This is a genomic window from Parashewanella spongiae (assembly GCF_004358345.1).
In the GTDB taxonomy this organism is placed as follows: Bacteria; Pseudomonadota; Gammaproteobacteria; order Enterobacterales; family Shewanellaceae; genus Parashewanella; species Parashewanella spongiae.
The window spans coordinates 4980704-4997489 of the sequence record NZ_CP037952.1 but is presented as its reverse complement, the minus strand read 5'-3'; the positions used below and the strand labels follow the sequence as shown (position 1 = coordinate 4997489).

General features: G+C 39.7%; 15 protein-coding genes. 11 read left to right on the top strand and 4 right to left on the bottom strand.

From position 1 onward, the window contains the following. From E2I05_RS19780 to darG, 6 genes are all read left to right on the top strand, one after another. Complete coding sequence (locus tag E2I05_RS19780) at positions 1–180, top strand: AlpA family phage regulatory protein (protein WP_179952731.1); 180 nt, start codon at positions 1–3, stop codon at positions 178–180. Between the two features lie 648 nt (positions 181–828). After that, a complete protein-coding gene (locus tag E2I05_RS23135) occupies positions 829–1017 on the top strand; it encodes an HVO_A0114 family putative DNA-binding protein (protein WP_446500440.1) in 189 nt (62 codons plus the stop codon). Between the two features lie 38 nt (positions 1018–1055). Next, on the top strand, positions 1056–2849 hold the full coding sequence (locus tag E2I05_RS19770; RefSeq protein ID WP_121852345.1) for an MrcB family domain-containing protein: 1794 nt from the start codon (positions 1056–1058) through the stop codon (positions 2847–2849). 19 nt (positions 2850–2868) lie between these two features. After that, entirely contained in the window at positions 2869–5253 is a 2385-nt protein-coding gene (locus E2I05_RS19765; RefSeq protein WP_121852346.1) for a restriction endonuclease-like protein, read from the top strand. Between the two features lie 60 nt (positions 5254–5313). Then, positions 5314–5922 (top strand): type II toxin-antitoxin system toxin DNA ADP-ribosyl transferase DarT, encoded by a 609-nt coding sequence (gene darT / locus E2I05_RS19760; protein WP_121852347.1) that lies wholly within the window; start codon positions 5314–5316, stop codon positions 5920–5922. Between the two features lie 10 nt (positions 5923–5932). After that, positions 5933–6997 (top strand): type II toxin-antitoxin system antitoxin DNA ADP-ribosyl glycohydrolase DarG, encoded by a 1065-nt coding sequence (gene darG, locus E2I05_RS19755; protein ID WP_121852348.1) that lies wholly within the window; start codon positions 5933–5935, stop codon positions 6995–6997. 39 nt (positions 6998–7036) lie between these two features. On the opposite strand, the gene E2I05_RS19750 is transcribed toward darG, so the two are convergent. Next, positions 7037–7492, bottom strand: coding sequence for a C40 family peptidase (locus tag E2I05_RS19750; protein WP_121852349.1), 456 nt, complete (start codon positions 7490–7492; stop codon positions 7037–7039). A 100-nt stretch (positions 7493–7592) separates the two neighbouring features. Between E2I05_RS19750 and E2I05_RS19745 the strand changes: the two genes are divergently transcribed. The 3 genes from E2I05_RS19745 (at position 7593) to E2I05_RS19735 (ending at position 11588) form a co-directional block, all read left to right on the top strand. Continuing rightward, entirely contained in the window at positions 7593–7985 is a 393-nt protein-coding gene (locus E2I05_RS19745) for a helix-turn-helix domain-containing protein (protein ID WP_121852350.1), read from the top strand. Between the two features lie 37 nt (positions 7986–8022). After that, complete coding sequence (locus tag E2I05_RS19740; protein ID WP_121852351.1) at positions 8023–8592, top strand: excalibur calcium-binding domain-containing protein; 570 nt, start codon at positions 8023–8025, stop codon at positions 8590–8592. 74 nt (positions 8593–8666) lie between these two features. Beyond that, the gene (locus tag E2I05_RS19735; RefSeq protein WP_376707891.1) at positions 8667–11588 is read left to right on the top strand and encodes a UvrD-helicase domain-containing protein; all 2922 of its coding nucleotides are present in this window, start codon (positions 8667–8669) and stop codon (positions 11586–11588) included. Positions 11589–11826: 238 nt separating this feature from the next. On the opposite strand, the gene E2I05_RS19730 is transcribed toward E2I05_RS19735, so the two are convergent. Together E2I05_RS19730 and E2I05_RS19725 are read right to left on the bottom strand one after the other, a co-directional pair. Next, on the bottom strand, positions 11827–13041 hold the full coding sequence (locus tag E2I05_RS19730) for a tyrosine-type recombinase/integrase (protein ID WP_121852353.1): 1215 nt from the start codon (positions 13039–13041) through the stop codon (positions 11827–11829). 199 nt (positions 13042–13240) lie between these two features. Beyond that, positions 13241–14104: a YicC/YloC family endoribonuclease gene (locus tag E2I05_RS19725; RefSeq protein WP_121852354.1), complete on the bottom strand. Its 864-nt coding sequence runs from the start codon at positions 14102–14104 to the stop codon at positions 13241–13243. A gap of 178 nt (positions 14105–14282) precedes the next feature. Here E2I05_RS19725 and rph point away from each other — a divergent pair, with 178 nt between their 5' ends. Beyond that, complete coding sequence (gene rph, locus E2I05_RS19720) at positions 14283–14996, top strand: ribonuclease PH (protein WP_121852355.1); 714 nt, start codon at positions 14283–14285, stop codon at positions 14994–14996. Positions 14997–15071: 75 nt separating this feature from the next. Continuing rightward, positions 15072–15713: an orotate phosphoribosyltransferase gene (gene pyrE, locus E2I05_RS19715; protein ID WP_121852356.1), complete on the top strand. Its 642-nt coding sequence runs from the start codon at positions 15072–15074 to the stop codon at positions 15711–15713. Positions 15714–16084: 371 nt separating this feature from the next. Here the strand turns inward: pyrE and folE are convergent, their stop codons facing one another. Next, entirely contained in the window at positions 16085–16762 is a 678-nt protein-coding gene (gene folE, locus E2I05_RS19710; protein ID WP_121852357.1) for a GTP cyclohydrolase I FolE, read from the bottom strand. Positions 16763–16786: the final 24 nt, after the last annotated feature.

The following is a 16786-nucleotide window of genomic DNA, read 5'->3' as shown; positions in this document are numbered from 1 at the left end:
ATGAAACTCATCAAACTTAAAGACGTCATGAATTTAACCAGCCTTAGCCGTGCCACCATCTACCGTTTTATGGCACAACAGCAATTTCCCAAGCAAGTTGTGCTCAGTGCTCGCTCTGTCGTTTGGCGAGAAAGTGAAATTATCGAGTGGATAGAAGAAAAGTGCGCTGAACGTGATTGATCGAGCACATAGTGCGATGACCTTATCTAACTGTCTAACCATATTGTTAGAACAATCAGTCGCATTGAATCATAGCTGGGGATATTACGAGCCGATAAATCGAGTGATTGCTTGTAAATAAAATAATGATGAATTTGACTGGAGCCCAGTGTGGCTATGGGAGGTTAGCTCTCTCCCCTTCACCTAAAGCACATAAAAAAGCACCATATTTCGATGAAGTATTAGATTTGATTCGACAGTAACTACTACAAAAATGGTTAGTGCAGTACATTTAGTGAGCCTCTATTTGTCTTAAACAAATGGAGGTTTTTGATAAAACAATTACTTGAAATGATTACATATTTAAACATCTAATTTGGGTTGCACGACACTAGCCGTAGTCGCAATTCGATTAAGATTTAAAGTTGATTCAATAATTGTATAACCATAATTGAACAAGGGGAAAGGCCAAATAATAAAATTAACTTGCTCAATTATCATCAAATGATAGGATTTGCGCTATGTGTATATGCATACAGTTAAGCCCTACAAGAGAGCGTTATAAAACACATCAGACAGAAGAGCTTTGTGATTGGCATACATGGGCAATAATCAGATGCTGATTATTCGGTAGATATTTGGTTTAATTCACTAAAATCAGTTGCCAATGTGTTGTCGAAAGAAAATCAACACTTATTAAAAGTTATTGCTGAACAGCAGCCGAGATCAGTGACTGAGCTAGCCTCTCTGATAGGCAGAGCGGTCAGTAATGTATCGAGGACGCAGAAAGGCATGAAAGTTTTTGGAATTGCAAATCTAATATCTTCAGGATATGTAAAAACAAAAAAATCGAACTGAAATATCAGAAATTTCTAGTCTTAATATAAGGGATTTTTATGAGTTTAAAACGACTTCTATCAGAAATAGAAGGCGGTTGGGTAAAAGCTAAAAATGAGAAGTTTACTGGCCACCCTATAGCAACCTTACTAAGAAAAGATTTAATTTTAGCAATTAAAAGTAAGCTAGACCTTCAAAGCAACTATTTGATAAAAGCTAGTGCAGGCGCGGGCAATTGGGCCGATGTGCCATGGCTTTCAATTTTAAACCCTGCCATTACCGAATCTACTCAATCAGGAGTTTATCCTGTTTATCTATTTTGCTCTGATGGTAGTGGAGTTTACTTATCTTTAGGTTTTGGAACTACAGACCTTAAAAAACAGCATGGGGCAGCACAAGCGAGGTTTAAGGCTAAAGAGCTGAGAAGTAATATACGTAACTCAGATCTGAGATTGAATCGTTGGGATGAGAAGATTGACCTTCGTTCCACAACGTCCTTAGGCAGGTCTTATGAGTGGGCTTCGGCGGGGGCAAAATTTTATCCATTAGAAAACATGCCAGATGATAGTGTTCTAATTTCAGATCTAACGGAGCTTTTGGAAATATACGCTGATGTTCATACAGGAATCCAAACACCAAATAGAGAAGCTATTAAACAGGCTCATCCTCTCTCTAAACCTTTCCTTCTCCTAGCAGGAATTTCAGGAACTGGAAAAACTCGCTTTATTCGAGAGCAAGCCAAATTTACGGGCTCGATAGAAGATACTTATTGCCTAACTTCCGTTCGCCCAGACTGGCATGAGCCTTCCGACATACTTGGATATGTCTCAAGGCTTAGTGGTAACACTGAATACATAGTCACCGATGTACTCAAATTTATTGTAAAAGCGTGGATTGCGTTAGAGCAAGCAGGAATTATATTTCAGGGCAAAGAGGTTACTGGAGAACAAATCCAACAACAGCAAGTAAAACCATTTTGGTTATGTCTAGATGAAATGAACCTTGCACCTATCGAGCAATATTTTGCCGACTATCTATCAGTGTTAGAAACCAGAGAATGGGAATGGCAAGGCGAAAATTTTACGTATAAATGTGATGCTCTACTAAAGTCCACTGTGTTTGAAACCGTCAGCCAAGACAAGCTTAAACAAGAATTAGGCTTAGATGAGCATGAAGAGTTATGGCAACACTTTATTGCTAATGGTATTGCAATTCCATTTAATTTAATTGTTGCTGGTACCGTTAACATGGATGAGACCACCCATGGTTTTTCTCGAAAAGTGATTGACCGAGCGTTAACATTTGATTTTGGCGAATTTTTCCCTAATGATTTTGATGCGTTTTTCGAGCCAAATTCTACACCTAAAGCCTTAAGTTACCCAGTGCTTACCGATGGGAGAGATAAGGCCGAATTAAGCGGCACTTTTGATAAAGACGGGGCTCTGTCGTTATCTTTCTTAAAACAAATCAATATTATTTTAGAACACACCCCGTTTAAGCTTGCTTACCGTGCGTTAAATGAATTGCTATTAGCTGTAATAACTCAGAGCCCTCAAAGTGAAATAGAGCTGCAATCGGTTTTGGATGATTTTTTAATGTGTAAAGTGTTACCTCGAATTGAAGGTGATATTGATAAGCTCACTAAAGGTGATAGCAATCAAACTATCCTAGAACAACTTAGTGCATTATTGACCTCTGAATTATCGACAATATGGGATACAAACACACGGCATGACTTGTTCCTAAAGTCACTTGATGACGACCCAATAATAAAGATTGAGTGCCGTAGTAAAATGAAGCTAGAGTGGATGAATGCTCAATTGAAGCATGGCTTCACAAGCTTTTGGCCATAAACAAGGGTGGTAGGTAGGGATGCAAGCTCTGATTTGTATAGAAACACCCGAGTGGGAGTTAACGATAAGTAGCCAGCACTTAGAAGCTAGGCAGAATACTTATTTCAATATGCTTAGCCTAAGAGGTGCTGAGCTTCTACCTAGTCTGCTGCAAATTAAACCGGAAATTAGCCCAGAAAAAATAACCCTATGTGGTCAAAATTATGAGTTTATAGACGAGTTGCCTGTGTCTGAAGTCATTATCCCCAAGCCCATATTTTTTGAAAATGCTTTCTACCAATTTGAGTGGATATTTTTACAAAAAGGCGTTGAGCAGGCTTTTATTACTCACCCTTTAAAAGGGGTTTCTGACGCTTTTCGTTTTACGCCGAAGCGTAAACATAGCGCAGCAAGCCTAATAGGCACAATCAATACCAGTAATGATATCGGACAATTGACTTTGCCACTTACCCTTCAGATTGAAGGCAATATAAAGCAATTTAAGCTTACTTTAGAAGTTTTACCAACGAAAATGCAGCTTCATAAAGATTTGCCTTCTATGTATCGATGTATTGACCAGGCTTTTCCATTATGGCGTTTTAGCCTAGCGGAAAAGACAGAACAAAATGCAGCTAAGAGCCAGAATCGTGGTAATTTCCCGTTGTTGTGGCTGGCTCAGTTTAAGATGTTGAGGGAAGCATTTGAACTTGGGTTAAAAATCATAGCAAACTCTCCTCATAATCGACTACAGAATAAAAACTTTAATACTAAAGCTGATCGACTAAAAGGCCGCTTACCCAATCGCTTAGCTGAGCAGGTTAGAGAGGATATCGTTAATAAAATTTATGATGGGCGTTACCAGCAGAAAAAAAAGCACCTCAGCGTCGACACGCCTGAAAACCGCTACATCAAAATGGTCGTTATTCAATGTAAGCATCAATTAGAACAAATATTAAAACAGCTCGAACTTTATAATAATAAAAATAATAAAACCTACTCCCGTTTATCAGAGCACTTCCTGAACGAGTTGAAAACTTGGCAACAGCCATTATTACAAATGGAAAGGCAGAGCTTTTTAAAAGAAGTTGGCAATTTCAATGGGCAGCAACGTGAATCTTTAGTGCTACAGCAAAAGACGGGCTACAGCACTGTTTATAAGACGTGGCAGGAATTAAAATACTACCTAGATGTTTTATCCAAGCACTCTACAGTGTCAATGAAGTCTGTCGCAGAGACATATGAAGTATGGTGCTTTTTAGAAATTCGAAAAATCTTAATTAATGTACTTGGGTTCCAAGAAAAAGCGCAACTGAAATCAAAGTTAAAGCTGAATGATTATTTTGAGTTACAGCTAGAAGATGGATTAACTGGGGCGGGGGCCTTTGAGTTTGGTCGACTCGATGGCCTCAATGCACGATTAGCGCATGAGCCCGTCTTTCGTCGAACAAGTAAATATATTCGTTCATTTGGGGTAACACAAAAACCCGATATTTTACTAGAAGTCACGTTCCCTGATGGTAAGAAGTGTATTTGGTTGTTTGATGCTAAGTATCGTATAAAGAGTAAAAATAACCGTTATGATACCGATGATATTGATTGCAATGATTATGTACCTGATGATGCTATCAATCAGATGCACCGTTATCGTGATGCACTAATTAGAATTGATAACCAAAGTGATTTTGAGTCAAAAAGCCGTCCAGTTTTTGGTGCATTTGCTTTATATCCAGGTTTTTATAATCAAGAAAAAGCAGATAACCCATATCAAACTGTAATCAATGAAGTTGGTATTGGTGCGTTTGCTATGTTACCGAGCACTGATGAATATAAAAACGTTTGGCTAGAAAACTTTTTATTGCAGCAGTTAGGTGCAGGTTCGTTCAGTTATTCAACGGATTTTATACGTGATGCACTTTATGTTAATGAACCTGCAAGAATTCCGTATTCGGATATGAAGCAGGTTTTACACCACGACCTTGTATTGATTTCAAAACTTGGTGAAGAGCGAGATCAAACTTACTACGACGGCTTCAATAATGGGACTGCAAAGTGGTTTCATATCCCTGTTTCCGTCTTTGATGCAAAGTTTGGGAAGCATATTGCACAAGAGTTAAGCTATTTAGCGATCATTGAGAGTAATGCTAGCTCGCTTGAAATTACAAAGGTTTATAGGATCAAAAAAGCAACACAGAAGCAACGTGATGAGATTTCTGCTCAGCAATCAGGCATTGATGTATCACAAGTTGGGGAAGACCTATATTGGCTACTTGAACTTAGTGAAGTAGTAACATTGTGCCAAGCTATCCAATGCGATCACTCTTCTGGATTTAGACAATCATTAAAGCTGGCTAAGCTAGGCGAAATGCAAGAGGCTACAATATTTAGTGAAATCAGCCCTGTTTATGAACGTAGTGTATGCGAGTAAGCCAAATTTGGTTATTTTAATAATATTATTCGAGTTTAAAGTGGAAATAATACTAAAGATATGACAGTTAAAATTTCGCATATTACTCATATTGATAACCTAACCAGTATTCTTAAGCAAGGTTGCTTGTGGTCAGATTCAAAGCGTATTGAACTGGAGTTGGTAAACCAGAATATAGGCTATAGCCATATTAAAGATCGCCGTTTACGTCGTCCTGTTCGTGTCTCAGCTGGTGGTACTATAGGTCAGTATGTCCCTTTTAACTTTTGTCCTCGTTCAGTAATGTTATATGTGATTCATCGTGGTTATGCTGATTTTGAAGGTGGACAAGACCGTATACTACACTTGATCAGTAATACTGATAAGGTTCGTCAGACAAACTCTGGCTGCTTTTTTACCGACATTCACGCTGATTTAGATTACGCAGAACAGATAGATGACTTTAGTAGGATTCACGAGCTTGATATAGATAAGATTTCAAAAGAGCGTTTTTGGTCGGCAATTAAAGAAGAAAAACAAGCTGAGTTTTTGGCCTTCGAAAGCGTAAACTGGAATGTGATTCAATACATTGGTGTGAAAACTGATGAAATGGCGCAAGAGGTTAATATCTTGCTAGAAGGTGCTAACCACCAGCCAAAGGTGATAGTAAAACCTGATTGGTACTATTGATAGGAAAATTATGATCACTCAATTAACAGGTAATATTCTACATGACCAAGCCGACGCCATTATTAATACGGTAAATACTGTTGGTGTAATGGGCAAAGGGTTAGCCTTGCAGTTCAAAAAAGCCTTTCCTCATAATTTTACTGTTTATAAAAAAGCATGTGATGATGATTCTTTAGTAACAGGCAAAGTGCTATCTGTGGAACTTAATAGCATGAGCAGCCCTTTTTATATCATCAACTTTCCAACTAAAGCGCACTGGAAAGCAAAATCTAAGATTGAATATATTGAGCAAGGGCTGGTAGATTTAAAAAAAGAAGTGAATCGACTTGGTTTAAAGTCAGTTGCGATACCTGCTTTGGGTAGTGGTCTTGGTGGACTGAATTGGCAAGAGGTCTACAGTCTAATAGAGCGCTCTTTATCAGATATGCCAGAAGTTGATTGGCGGGTTTATCCACCTCAGCAATCACCACAGGCTGAACAAATGATAAATAACACTAAACGACCTAAAATGACCAAAGGCCGAGCAGCAATTATTGGTTTAATTGACCGTTACTTATCGACTGGGTTTGGGTATAGATTGTCGTTACTAGAAGTGCAAAAGCTGGTTTATTTTTTAACTGCGACAGGTGAGCATCTAAATAAAGTTCATTTTGTTAAACATCATTTCGGACCTTATGCAGATGTATTAAGACATGTGTTAGAGAGAATGGATGGGCATTTCATTACTGGCTATGGCGATGGTAAAAATAAACCAGAAACGCCTATTTCACTTAAAGATGATGCCGTCAGAGATGCTTTTGAGTTTCTTGAATCGGAGCCAGAAACTAAAAAAAGGTTTGAGCAAGTCGCCAATTTGATTGAAGGTTTTGAATCTCAAAATGGGATGGAACTATTGTCAACAGTTCATTGGGTTGCGACTCAAGATTCAGCGAATATTGATCTCACTGAAACTGATCTTATACAAAGAGTACATAGCTGGAATGAGCATAAAGCCAGTATGAAACCAAGCCATATTGTTTCAGCTTTTGAACGTTTAAAAGCTCAAAACTGGTTACAACTAAACGCTCAAGTTTGATAAGCATTGGGCTTTATGGTTTGGTGCTGTACAGACCGTTTAGACATGTACCTTAGAGTCATATTGCCTCTGTTTATTGATTACAGCACAACCAGCAATACCACCAGCAGCCATTGAAAGAACAGGGGATTTTAAGTTGAAAACTCTATCAACGATTAACCCAATAGCGCTCCCAATAACTGTCCCCACTATTTGCTTACTCTGACTGTTCCCTTCTACGACATAAGTTGCCAGTTGTTCACAGTTATAGCTGAATGGGTTGTATGTTTTTTCTATTGTTAAAGCGTAATCGATTCTTTGCTTGAAGAATTCTGGTTCTTTAATGCTGCGACGAACTACTTTAATTGGCTTGTCCGCTGAAAATTTTTCAAGCGATACAATTGCAGTATTACAGTCCGGTGAGTTATGAAGCACCTTATTGCCACCAAGAAATACTCCTACATGCTGAACAATCCCCTTGCTTCGGTACAGTAAATCACCTATATTTAAATCCATTTCCACTTTATAACTCAGTTTACGTTTAACGATAATTATGTTGTAAGAGCTATATTATTGCATTTTTATTTTTATGCAAGCATTTTTTTAAGGTGATCATATGTCTGAAGAACTCACTTCATATTCAGCAATTTTTGGTGCTGTCATTGCTAACAACCGAAAAGCTATGAATTTAGAGCAAGGAGAAGTCGCAGAAAGGGTAGGTTTGTCGCAAGCTAGCTACAGTAGGTTAGAGTCAGGACGGTCAGCTTTCTCGATAGATCAAATGTTTCAATGCGCAGAAGCTTTAGGCATCGATCCTAATGAACTTTTTCAACAGTTAACTACTACCGTAGGTAAGTTACAAAGTAATAGCGTTAAAGTTGAGCCTCAAGTACGAGGAAACACCTCTAAGTCTAAGCAAGAGAATAAAGACAATACTGGTGTGAAAGGTTTCGTTGTTGGAGCGGCACTAACGGCTCTCATTTTTGGCTTAGCAAGTCGTGGAAAGTAATATTAGATTCACAACACAATTACAATAAGAGACTCTGATGTACCAAGGAATATTAAAATCATGGAATGATGAACGAGGGTTTGGTTTCATATATTCCAGTTCGTTTAACTCCAACACGTTTATTCATATTTCCGCACTCAAGCACATGTCTCGAAAACCTGTTATTGGTGACGTTATTCATTTTGATGTTGAGACACAAAGCGATGGAAAGCAAAGAGCGGTACATTGCCGAATTGAAGGTGTCGCCAAAAAAGCGCAACGTAAGCGCAAGACACATAGAAAAAAATCAAGTTTTATGAGTAAGTTGGTTATTATCGCCCTACTTGCTGGTGGCGTTTATCTCTACCAGCAATATACAAAGATAACAGCACCTCATACTCCAATAAACAGTGCACCAATATTTGAGCCTGTTCCGGTCGAACCTACTCGAACCTTTGAAAGTGGGCCATCAAGAAGCTCTCAGAAGTTCAGCTGTAACGGTAAGAAACATTGCTCAGAGATGAGGTCATGCGCAGAGGCAACATTTTATTTGAACAACTGTCCTGGCACCATCATGGACGGTGATGGTGATGGCAAACCATGTAAACGACAGCATTGTGGTCATTAGTACGGTTTAGATTCATAATGCTGCTTCTTTAGTAGCAAATTAATGCTCGTTTGTAGTGAGTGGTAGGTGTTAAGTTGTCATCACACAAAATTTCATTGTCTTGGATTGGGCGTATACTCCAGCCAAGATTTTCGGCTGTAGAGCTGACAGATACTAATTTTTCTTTTAAAGACAGTAACAATACCAAAGTAACCTGCATACCATGGGAACAGCTTAACAGACCGCCTGAGTTTGTTTGGAGTTGGCTGGGTTTGATCTTATGCTTTAATGCTGGTGGTAAACAAATTCAGATCCCGTTTCTGGGTTATCTGTCTAAACACAAATTCGCTTCACTCATTGAAGACTGCTGGGCTGTGCATAATACGAGTCATTTAGAAAAGTTACTCGCTAAAATCGATCAAGCATGTACGCAAGAATATTTACGCCACTCCAGACTAGAGTTGATAGCACAACGAGTCGATAGGGAGTACCGTCGCTGGTTTCCTTGGAGTGAAGCGAGAGCACAACATTTTCCTCAATCACTTCAACAGATGCTTATTAAGCTATGTACGATACATCAATGGAAAGAGTCAGATATACAACAAGTACGTGATGATTACGTTCAGTCTCAGCTCATCAAATACGCCGATTTCTTTCAAAGTGTTGAGTCAAACCCGTTGACGGATAAGCAGCGGAAAGCTTGCGTGATTGATGACAACAATAACTTACTGTTAGCGGGAGCCGGAACAGGAAAGACGAGCGTCATGGTAGGTCGAGCCGGATATCTGATAGAAAGTCAGCAAGCCAGTGCTACTGATATTCTGTTGTTGGCTTATGGTAAAAAAGCCGCCGATGAAATGGACGAGCGAATCAAGATAAAACTGCATACTGATAGTATTAAAGCCAGTACCTTTCATAGTTTAGGCATGAAAATCATTGCAGAAGTTGAGCAAGCCAAACCGAGTTTATCACCTTGGGTGAATGACGAAAAAGCCAAAGATAAGTGGGTACACGATCAACTTGAATCACTCATCTTAGAAGATGATTATCGTAAGAAACTCTTTACCTACTTTAGCCAGTATTATTATGTTGAAAAAAGCCCTTTTGAATTTGAAACAGAAGGCGAATACTTTTCCTATCTCAATGATAACGATATCCGCACATTGAAAGGTGAAAAAGTAAAAAGCTTTGGTGAGCTGTATATCGCAAATTGGTTATTTCAAAATGGCATTGAGTATCAGTATGAGGCGAAATATCAACATGATGTAAGAAGTGTTGATTTTCGCCAATACGAACCTGATTTTTATTTGCCTGAGCTCGATATTTATATTGAATATTACGGTATTGATGAAGAAGGCAATACGGCACCTTATGTTGATCAAAACGTTTACCATGAGTCCATGCAATGGAAGCGAGACTTACATAACCAACATCAAACGATTTGTATTGAGTTATTTTACCACCAGCAACGCAAAGGCAATTTAACGGATGTATTAGCTCACACTTTGCAGCAACTGAACACTGAATTATATCCGCTACCAGATGAAGCCATACTAGAGACTTTACGTGAACTTGGCCGAGTCACTGCAATGGCTAAGCTATTCAGTCAGCTAATTGGTTTGTATAAAGCGGCTTGTTTAGACGAGCAAAGATTACAGCGAGTACTGAACAATGCGGCTGATAGGTTACAAATGACAAAAGCGCTTGAGCTGCTTGAACCTATCTTACTTCGATATCAGCAACACTTGTCAGAACGATCTGAGATTGATTTTGAAGATATGATAAGCACAGCTATTAATTATGTTGAACAAGGGCAATTTTCAGCGCCTTGGAAGTACATTATGGTTGATGAGTTTCAAGATATCTCAGAGCCTAGAGCAAGGTTAGTGCGAGCGCTGCGTGATTCAAATGCCAAGGCATCGGTATTTTGTGTGGGTGACGATTGGCAAGCTATTTATCGCTTTAGTGGTGCTGATGTGAGCTTAACGACCAATTTTACTCAGTACTTTGGTCCAACGGCTAAAACCTATTTAGATTGTACCTTTCGGTTTAATAATGCCATCGGTGAAGTAGCCACTCAGTTTGTCACTCAAAACCCTGTTCAATTGAAGAAAGACATTCGCTCATTCAAACAAGTGAAGCACGCTGCTGTATCCATTCTCCGCCGGGGAGCAAATCAAGGTGCAACAAATGAAGAACCGACTCCAGATGCAGTAACTCAAGCCCTAGCAGCTATCAATAACAAGATAAGTAACCAAACATCAAAACAAAAAGTCTATTTACTCGCTCGGTTTTGGTATCAGCTTCCCGACTTAACCCATTTGAATGCGTTGAAAAGTCAATTCCCAAATCTTGAAATAGAAAATCAATCATTCCACGCTTCAAAAGGTAAAGAGGCTGATTATGTGATCATTATGGGATTGACTACCGGACTTCATGGTTTCCCATCAATGAAAGTGACGCCACCACTGTTAGATGCCATGCTTCCAAAGGAGGAAGCATTCAAATTTGCAGAAGAGCGTCGTTTATTTTACGTAGCCTTAACCCGTGCCAAACATCGAGCTTATGTCTTAGCTGACATGACCAATGTGAGTCCGTTTGTGGTTGAACTCATTAAGGAAAAGTACCCTATAGAGCTGGATGAGTTTGCTACTTCTGACGTGCAAAAACTATTTGAACAAATAAATTGCCAGCAATGCACGACGGGGACACTGCAGCCAAGAACCAGTAAGTTCGGTCAGTTTTATTCTTGCTCACATTACCCACTATGCGATCACAAAGAAAAGGGTTGTCCTAGATGCTCAGGCCCAATGACAAGAAAGCGCTATAAGGGATTCAAAGCGTGTATCAATAGCCACTGTGGCTACATCGCCCCACTGTGCAGTAAATGCGGTGGTGACATGGTATTACGAAAAAGTGGCAATAAGGAATTTTGGGGATGCAGTAACTTCAGAGGTAACGAACAACCAAGCTGTCGTAATGGCGTTGATAAAGAAAAAGTGAGAATACCTGTGTAGTGCTAACCAAGGAAAATAAGGGTTTAATTAATATGAATGATATTCATTATCGTTTAGTTGATGGCTATAAAAATGGTAACAGGAATAAATGTGGGTTCAATTGTGGGTTCAAAACAAAAAGGCTTGTCTATATAAATATAAACAAGCCTTTAAATACATGGCGTTAAGGTTTTAATCCTAGTTCATGCCGTAATTTTTCTACCTCAAAACAATGTTCACAGTTATCAGTATTAAAGGCCTATCTATTCACTATGTTAGCGATAGTTAAAGATAGCTGATCTAACGCTTCTTTTCGTTCATCAAAGTAATCGTGTTGGTTATAAATCCCTTCAATGCCTTTGAGTTTGTGATTCAAACAACGTTCTGCAACATGTCCTAATGTGCCTTGCTTAGCCAAAAGAGTTCGGCATGTTCTTCTTAGATCATGAACAGTAAAATGGTTCATTTTTCCCATTAGGTTTAGCGGTTGCTTTTTCTTACCAGCTTCATGCCCAAAAAGTTTTGTAATCGCACGGTTAAGAGTGTCTTTGCCCATATGAGGGGCTTTACCTGCTCTTCTATTTGGGAAAATATATTCCGAATCACAAGCTCTGACTTGTAATTCTTGAATCCACTCAATGACCGTTTCAGAAAGCGGTATGCTGATCCCTACCCCTGTTTTACTTCTTTCGTTAGGCAAAAACCAAATTCGCTTTGGCAGATCAAATTCAGACCATTTAGCTTCAACTAATTCGGATTTACGCACGCCAAGACAAATAAGTAAACTGATAGCGATATAATTCTCTCGACTAAAGCTGTCTGAATTTTCATAGGCCACATTGAAAAAATGTGTTACTTCTTCAATTGTTAAGTGTCGAACTTTACTTTTTTCTATCCCTCCAGCGTCAGACACGTTAAATGCGGCAGCTGGATTAGCACCAACCAAATCTAATTTTATACCGTGATTAAAAAGTTGTTTGCAGTATGCAAGGGCGTCATTAGAGACTGTTGGCCGACCAGAGGCTGTGATTGCCTCAATGATATTTCTGATGTCTCTAGCTGTAACTTGGCTGAGCAGAAACTCACCGATATGTGGGGCAATATCTTTACGATAAACTCGCTCGGGGATCTCTGGGTACTTTAGCCTTCGAACATTTCCTTTATGCCAGTCTTCAAACAGAGTATTAACAGTGTGTATATTTTCTTGCATCGCTTTTTTGCGAGCTCGGATAGGATCAATACCTGTTCTGATTTCTCTAGCTTTAAGAATGGCTTCTTCCCTAGCGTCTCTAGGTAGCATTTCTTGATATTTACCTAAAGTCATCAGCTTACGTTTTTTGTGTAACACATACCGGAAGGCCCAATAGGCTTGTCCACGCTTTGGTACGACAAAGTACAAACCATCTCCGAGGCTTGTTCTGCTTTCACCATTTCTGATTAATTCTGCGAAGTCTGTATCTTCGAGAGATGCCATAAAGTCACTCTAACTGGTTGATTGATGTACAACAAATGTACTGACCAGTAAGAGTGATGTCAACATGGTGAGTACTTACCGATGTACTCACCACTAATTATAAGATTACGTGATCTGATCTGAGAGATTGTGATACAATGTTTTAGTTTAACCTTATGAATTTAAATAAAAATAAAACGTAATGAGCACTGCTGAGAAATTATTCAACGTTCTGGATCTGCTCACGCATTTGCTCAATTAACACTTTCAGTTCAACAGCGGCAGCAGTTACTTCAGAACTGATGGATTTTGATGCCAAGGTGTTTGATTCACGATTAAATTCTTGCATCATAAAATCTAAACGACGGCCTTGTGGGCCGCCTTTTTTTAAAATTCGGCGGGTTTCGGCTATGTGGGCTTCAAGCCTGTCTATTTCTTCGGCGACATCTTGCTTTTGAGCTAATAAAACCATCTCTTGTTCAATACGTGCAGGGTCGAGTGCACCTTGGATCTCATCGAAACGGGACTGCAGTTTTTCACGTTGCCATTGCATAATTTTTGGCATGTGCTCACGGACGATTAAAACTTGTTCTTCAATGGCAACAAGGCGAGTTTCAAGCATAGTTTTAATGGCTTCGCCTTCGCGAGAGCGCGCTTCGATGAATTGATCGATGGCAGCATCAAATATTGATAGTAACTCTTTGCCAATGGCGTCCATATCTTGTTCACTACTTGCTAGAACTCCGGGCCATTTCATCAGTTCTACGATGTCTATGTTGCCTTGACCAGCTTGTTGTTGTAGTGAATTTGCGGTATCAATCAATTGCTTGGCCAAGCTTTGATTAAACTGCATTTCATCAGATGATTTATCGTTAAGATCGTAACGTAAATTGACTTCAAGTTTACCGCGGTTAAGGCGTTTACGGAGCCTATCGCGCAAGATGGGCTCAAAGCTGCGGAATTGCTCGGGCAAACGTAAATAGGTCTCAAGGTAACGTTGGTTAACCGAGCGAATCTCCCATGAAGCTGCACCCCAATTGGCTTTGTGCTCAAGGCGAGCGTAGGCGGTCATGCTCTGGATCATGAACAAATCCTTTTCATATGTGAATAGTGAAATTGGTTTGATTATACACTTCTTTATTGGCAATAGTTTACCTCTGTATGGGTAGAATCATTGACAATTGAGTTTGGCTATTGGTGCTGACACGACAAACCCTTATAATGCTCGCAATATTTATTTTGCCTGTCTAAAGGATATACCCATGCGCCCTAGCAAACGTACGCCAGAACAAGCTCGCCCAATTACCATTACACGCAACTTTACCGCTCATGCAGAAGGCTCTGTTTTAGTTGAGTTTGGTGAAACGAAAGTATTATGTACAGCGAGTTTCACTGAAGGCGTCCCTCGCTTTTTGAAAGGCCAAGGGCAAGGCTGGGTGACGGCTGAATACGGCATGCTTCCTCGTTCGACTCATTCAAGAATGGATCGTGAAGCGGCTCGTGGTAAGCAATCTGGACGTACTCAGGAAATTCAGCGACTAATCGGTCGCAGTTTACGTGCTTGTGTTGATATGAAAGCCCTAGGCGAAAATACTATTGTTATAGATTGTGATGTGATCCAAGCGGACGGTGGTACTCGCACAGCTTCAATTACAGGTGCTTGTGTGGCATTGGTGGATGCATTAAATCACGCTAGAAGCAAAGGGATCATCAAAACAAATCCTCTTAAATTCTTAATCGCTGCAGTAAGTGTTGGTATTTACAAAGGCGAGCCTATCAGTGACTTGGAATATCTAGAAGACAGCGAAGCTGAAACCGACATGAATGTCGTGATGACTGAAACGGGTAAAATGATTGAAGTACAAGGTACGGCAGAGGGTGAGCCTTTCAGTCATGAAGAGTTACTCGAGTTATTGGCATTAGCTAAAAACAGCATTCGAGAAATCATTGATGTGCAAAAAACTGCATTGAATTAATTATCAGGCGCTCCGAATTGGAGCGTTTTTTCTGACCGTATTCTACAACCATAAAAACGAAAATAGGATAAATTAATGAAAGCCTATCAAAAAGAATTCATTGAATTTGCGCTTGAACGTAAGGTTCTGCGTTTTGGCGAATTTACTTTAAAGTCAGGTCGCACCAGCCCTTACTTTTTTAATGCCGGTTTGTTTAATACTGGTCGTGATTTAGCCAAGCTGGGGCGATTTTATGCGGCTGCACTGGTCGATTCGGGCATTGATTATGATTTGGTTTTTGGCCCAGCATACAAAGGTATTCCAATTGCCACCACTACTACTGTGGCGCTAGCAGAGCATCATGATATTGATGCGCCGTATTGTTTTAACCGCAAAGAGAAAAAAACACACGGTGAAGGTGGCTCGTTAGTGGGGAGTGAACTAAATGGTAAGGTCATGCTGGTGGATGATGTAATTACTGCTGGCACAGCAATCCGTGAGTCAATGGAAATCATTGCGGCGAATAAGGCAGAGCTTGCAGGGGTGTTGATTGCCTTGGATAGACAAGAGAAAGGTAAGGGTGAGTTATCGGCTATTCAGGAAGTAGAGCGTGATTTTGGCTGTCAGATTATTTCTATCTTGACCTTAGCAGATTTATTGATTTATTTAGAGCAAGAATCTGGGATGAAAACAGAGTTGGCTGCTGTGCGCGCTTATCGTGAGCAATTCGGAATTTAAAATCGTAAGGAACTGTCTCAAAATAACTTACCGATTTGTTACTGCTTAAAATTGTCAATATCAAGGCACGAAGAATGAAGTTTAGTTATTCTAAATGAAAAATGAGTAACGCAGAGAGTGGCAATTTTAAGCGTAACCCTTTGGGCTGTGTTTATTTTTGGCTTCTACTGTGTTGTCGAAAGCTTATGTAGAGTAACTACACCACACTTTCTTCGCCTTGTATAAGCTCAAAAATAAACGACAGCAAAACAGGGAAGTTATTTTGGGACAGTTCCTAACTGACTGAATAAAGCAATTATACCAATTACTGTAATTGGTATAAAGCCAGATAATGCTTATGTTGAGCATATCTGGCTTTTATATAAACGCGTTTATTTACGCATCAAAAATTCAGCTCTGGTGGCAGGATCAGATTTAAAAATCCCACCTAATGCAGAGGTGGTGGTGGAACTGGTGGCGTCCATGATCCCACGTGATTTCACACAATAATGTACCGCATCCATTTTTACGGCTACATCATTGGTTTCAAGCAGCGTTTGCAGTGCGATCAACACTTGTTGATTTAACCGCTCTTGTACCTGAGGCCGCTGAGCAAAAAATCGCACAATGCGGTTGATTTTAGATAATCCAATGATTTTCTTACGCGGCAAATAAGCGACAGTGGCCACGCCATCTATGGTAACAAGATGATGCTCACAAGTGCTGGTGAGACTGATGTCTTGCACTTTGATCATCTCTTCAACATTCATCTTATTATCGATCATGGTGATCTTGGGAAAGTTACAGTAATCCAATCCAGAAAAAATCTCATCGATATACATTTTAGCGACGCGTCTGGGTGTATCCGCCAAGCTGTCATCGTTTAAATCTAACGCCATGAGCGATAAGATTTCTCGCATATGATGCTCAATTTTTTCCTTACGTTGCTCGCTGCTGAGCGTGTTCGGAAGCATTGGTGTCTCTAAGCCTTTTTCAATTAAAGCTTGCTGGACTTTTAATGCAGCGTCACTGAGTAGAGGTTGGTTGAGTGTTACAGCTTGTATTGTCATAGATTTCTCACATTAGCGTCTATT

Bases quoted from the DNA above. Each gene is read 5' to 3' on its own strand.
- E2I05_RS19780 (WP_179952731.1), top strand. From the start codon at position 1: ATGAAACTCATCAAACTTAAAGACGTCATGAATTTAACCAGCCTTAGC.
- E2I05_RS19770 (WP_121852345.1), top strand. From the start codon at position 1,056: ATGAGTTTAAAACGACTTCTATCAGAAATAGAAGGCGGTTGGGTAAAA.
- E2I05_RS19765 (WP_121852346.1), top strand. From the start codon at position 2,869: ATGCAAGCTCTGATTTGTATAGAAACACCCGAGTGGGAGTTAACGATA.
- darT (WP_121852347.1), top strand. From the start codon at position 5,314: ATGACAGTTAAAATTTCGCATATTACTCATATTGATAACCTAACCAGT.
- darG (WP_121852348.1), top strand. From the start codon at position 5,933: ATGATCACTCAATTAACAGGTAATATTCTACATGACCAAGCCGACGCC.
- E2I05_RS19750 (WP_121852349.1), bottom strand. From the start codon at position 7,492: ATGGATTTAAATATAGGTGATTTACTGTACCGAAGCAAGGGGATTGTT.
- E2I05_RS19745 (WP_121852350.1), top strand. From the start codon at position 7,593: ATGTCTGAAGAACTCACTTCATATTCAGCAATTTTTGGTGCTGTCATT.
- E2I05_RS19740 (WP_121852351.1), top strand. From the start codon at position 8,023: ATGTACCAAGGAATATTAAAATCATGGAATGATGAACGAGGGTTTGGT.
- E2I05_RS19730 (WP_121852353.1), bottom strand. From the start codon at position 13,041: ATGGCATCTCTCGAAGATACAGACTTCGCAGAATTAATCAGAAATGGT.
- E2I05_RS19725 (WP_121852354.1), bottom strand. From the start codon at position 14,104: ATGATCCAGAGCATGACCGCCTACGCTCGCCTTGAGCACAAAGCCAAT.
- rph (WP_121852355.1), top strand. From the start codon at position 14,283: ATGCGCCCTAGCAAACGTACGCCAGAACAAGCTCGCCCAATTACCATT.
- pyrE (WP_121852356.1), top strand. From the start codon at position 15,072: ATGAAAGCCTATCAAAAAGAATTCATTGAATTTGCGCTTGAACGTAAG.
- folE (WP_121852357.1), bottom strand. From the start codon at position 16,762: ATGACAATACAAGCTGTAACACTCAACCAACCTCTACTCAGTGACGCT.